The sequence below is a fragment of the Microbacterium testaceum genome, assembly GCF_001476655.1.
Classification (GTDB): Bacteria; Actinomycetota; Actinomycetes; order Actinomycetales; family Microbacteriaceae; genus Microbacterium; species Microbacterium testaceum_C.
This window is the reverse complement of the sequence record NZ_LDRT01000098.1, coordinates 1-3,067: the sequence shown is the minus strand read 5'-3', so window position 1 is coordinate 3,067 and position 3,067 is coordinate 1. Positions and strand designations below refer to the sequence as shown.

Below are 3,067 nucleotides of genomic sequence, written 5' to 3'. Positions count from 1 at the left end.
CGGAGAGAGAGACACCGCCGGACCGCCTGCCGCAACTCACGTCCCCGCGCCTGTTCACGGGACGGGTACCTGCACGACCCTCAACCGAATAATCGCAAGGAAAAGGACAACGATGTTCACCCATTCGATGAGACGAGCGACGACGACGACCGTCGCGCTCGCGATGATCACAGGAGCGCTTGTGGCCTTCCCCTCCGATGCGCGCGCGAGCGCCGCGACGACGACGGCGGTGGCTGCCGCGACGGCCTCCGTCGACACGGCGGCGGAGTTCGCCACCCTGCGCGAGAAGTACGCGGCCATGCTGACCGGCGGCGCGACCTTCGACACCACAGACCCCGATATCTCGGCGCGGATCGCCGCGATCACGACATCCGGCCAGCAGTCCTGGAACACGATGAAGAAGAACGCCGATCGCAACCGGCTCTGGGACGACTCACCGCTGGGCAACGACTCCGCGGGCGTGACCCGCACCTACGAACACCTGCGGTCGATGGCGCTCGCCTACGCGACGGACGGCTCGACGTGGGAGGGGAACGCGCAGCTGAAGGCCGACCTCGTCGACGGGTTGGACTGGATGAACACGAACGCCTACTACGCCCAGGGCCCGTCGTACCAGAACTGGTGGCACTGGCAGATCGGCGCACCGCTCGCGCTGAACGACATCGTCGCCCTCGTCTACGACGACCTCACCAGCACGCAGATCTCGAACTACATGGCCGCGGTCAGCTTCTACCAGCCCTCCGTGACGATGACCGGGGCGAATCGTCTGTGGGAGAGCCAGGTCATCGCGATCTCGGGGATCATCGCCCAAGACGCCACGCGCGTCGCGGCCGGCCGCGACGGTCTCAGCGCGCTCTTCCCCTACGTCGCCTCCGGTGACGGATTCACGCGGGACGGGTCGTTCGTCCAGCACAACTTCTACGCGTACAACGGCGGCTACGGCACCTCGCTGCTCTCCGGCATCGCCGATCTGCTGTACCTGCTCAACGGATCCACGTGGGACGTCACCGACCCCCAGCGATCGAATGTGAGCGAGTGGATCTACAACTCCTTCGAGCCTTTCCTCTTCCAGGGGAACCTGATGGACATGGTCCGCGGACGGGAGATCAGCCGCTACGGCGTACAGGACGACGATGCCGCGGTACCGGTCATGGCATCCATCATCCGTCTCTCGCAGGTGTCGCCCGCCTCGGATGCCGCCGCTTTCAAGAGCATGATCAAGGCCTGGCTGGCAGTGGATGCCGACAAGACCTTCCTGAGCCAGGTCTCGGTGGATCTCATCGTGAGCGCCAAGGCGATCCAGAACGACTCGTCCGTGGTGCCCCGGGACGAGCTCGTCTTCAACCGGCAGTTCACCGGTATGGACCGCACCGTGCACGCGCGACCGGGATACCGCTTCGGGATCAGCATGGCGTCGAGCCGCATCGCCGCGTTCGAGTCGATCAATGCCGAGAATGCGAAGGGGTGGCACACCGGCGACGGGATGACCTCCCTCTACAACAACGACCTCAGCCAGTACCACGACGATTTCTGGCCCACCGTCGACAACTACCGGTTGCCCGGAACGACGGTCCTGAAGAACACGCCGCAGAAGGCGAGCACCCGCACGGACAGGTCATGGGTCGGCGGAGCGAGCATCCTGGGGCAGTACGGCGTCACCGGGATGGACCTGCACACGATCGATCGGACGCTGGAGGCCAAGAAGTCGTGGTTCATGTTCGATGACGAGATCGTGGCCCTCGGGGCGGGAGTCACCAGCACCGACGGGATCGACACCGAGACGATCGTGGAGAACCGCAAGCTGAACGCGGCGGGCGACAACGCCCTGACCGTGGACGGGGCGACCGAGCCGGCGACGCTCGGCTGGTCGGACAGCCTGACGGGGGTCGACCGTGTGCACCTGGCGGGCAGCGTCGCCGGTTCGGACATCGGCTACTACTTTCCCGGGGGTGCGACGGTGAACGGCCTCCGCGAGCAGCGCACGGGGAACTGGAAGCAGCTCAATTCGTCGTCGCAGTGGGGCAACTCGACACCCATCACGCGCAACTACCTCTCGCTCGCGCTCGATCACGGCACCAACCCCACCGATGGCGCGTACTCCTACGTGCTCTTGCCGAACAAGACGAGCGCGCAGGTCGACGCCTACGCCTCGAACCCGGACATCAGCATCCTCGAGAACTCCACGTCCGCTCAGGCCGTGCGCGAGAACGGCCTGAATGTCACGGGCATCAACTTCTGGAAGGACGAGGTCACGACCGCCGGAGGCGTCACCTCCGACCGGAAGGCGTCGGTCATGGTGAGCAAGAGCGCGGGGACCCTCGACGTCTCGGTCGCCGATCCGACGCAGAAGAACGTCGGACAGATCTACCTCTCGCTGGACACCCCGGCGACCGGCCTGATCTCGAACGACCCGGAGGTGACGGTGCTGCAGTACACACCGACGGTCACGCTCAAGGTGAACGTCAACAAGGCGGGTGGCAAGGACTTCCACGTCGCGCTGTCGCTCGACGGCACCCAACAGGCGAACCCCGCACCGATCGCGATTCCGAACACGTACGAAGCAGAGACGCTCCCGGTCAACGCGATGACGAAGGGCGTCTCGGTCGCCAATGACGCGAACGCGAGCGGGGGGAAGAGGGTCCAGATCCAGAACAGCGTGGTCGGGGACTACATCGAGTACAGCCTCGATGTGCCGCAAGCGGGTACCTACGACGTGGTCGCCCGCGCCTTCAAAGCGAGCAACAACGGCATCTACCAGCTCGCCGTCGATGGAACGAACGTCGCGAGCCCGCAGGACTTCTTCTGGAACACCAATGTCGCGCAGCGCGATCAGACGTTCGGCTCGTACACGTTCACGAAGCCGGGCAGCTATCTCCTGCGGCTGACCGCGACGGGAAAGAACGCCAGCGCCTCGGGGATGAAGCTGGTGCTCGACTATCTGAAGCTGGTGCCGACGGCAGGCGGCTAGAGAAGGCGGTGACCCGCCCGCGCGCCATCGGCGCCGGGCGGGTCTGCCGCTCGAGGGGCGGGTCACCGTGCGGGGTGACCGCCCGCTGAGCGGCAGACC

Annotated in this window: 1 protein-coding gene; it reads left to right on the top strand. The window is 65.7% G+C overall.

Annotated features, from left to right (window positions below):
• The first annotated feature begins 112 nt into the window (after window positions 1–112).
• The gene (locus NS220_RS13475) at window positions 113–2,968 is read left to right on the top strand and encodes a polysaccharide lyase family 8 super-sandwich domain-containing protein (RefSeq protein ID WP_058624558.1); all 2,856 of its coding nucleotides are present in this window, start codon (window positions 113–115) and stop codon (window positions 2,966–2,968) included.
• Window positions 2,969–3,067 lie beyond the last annotated feature (99 nt).

Bases quoted from the DNA above. Each gene is read 5' to 3' on its own strand.
- NS220_RS13475 (WP_058624558.1), top strand. From the start codon at position 113: ATGTTCACCCATTCGATGAGACGAGCGACGACGACGACCGTCGCGCTC.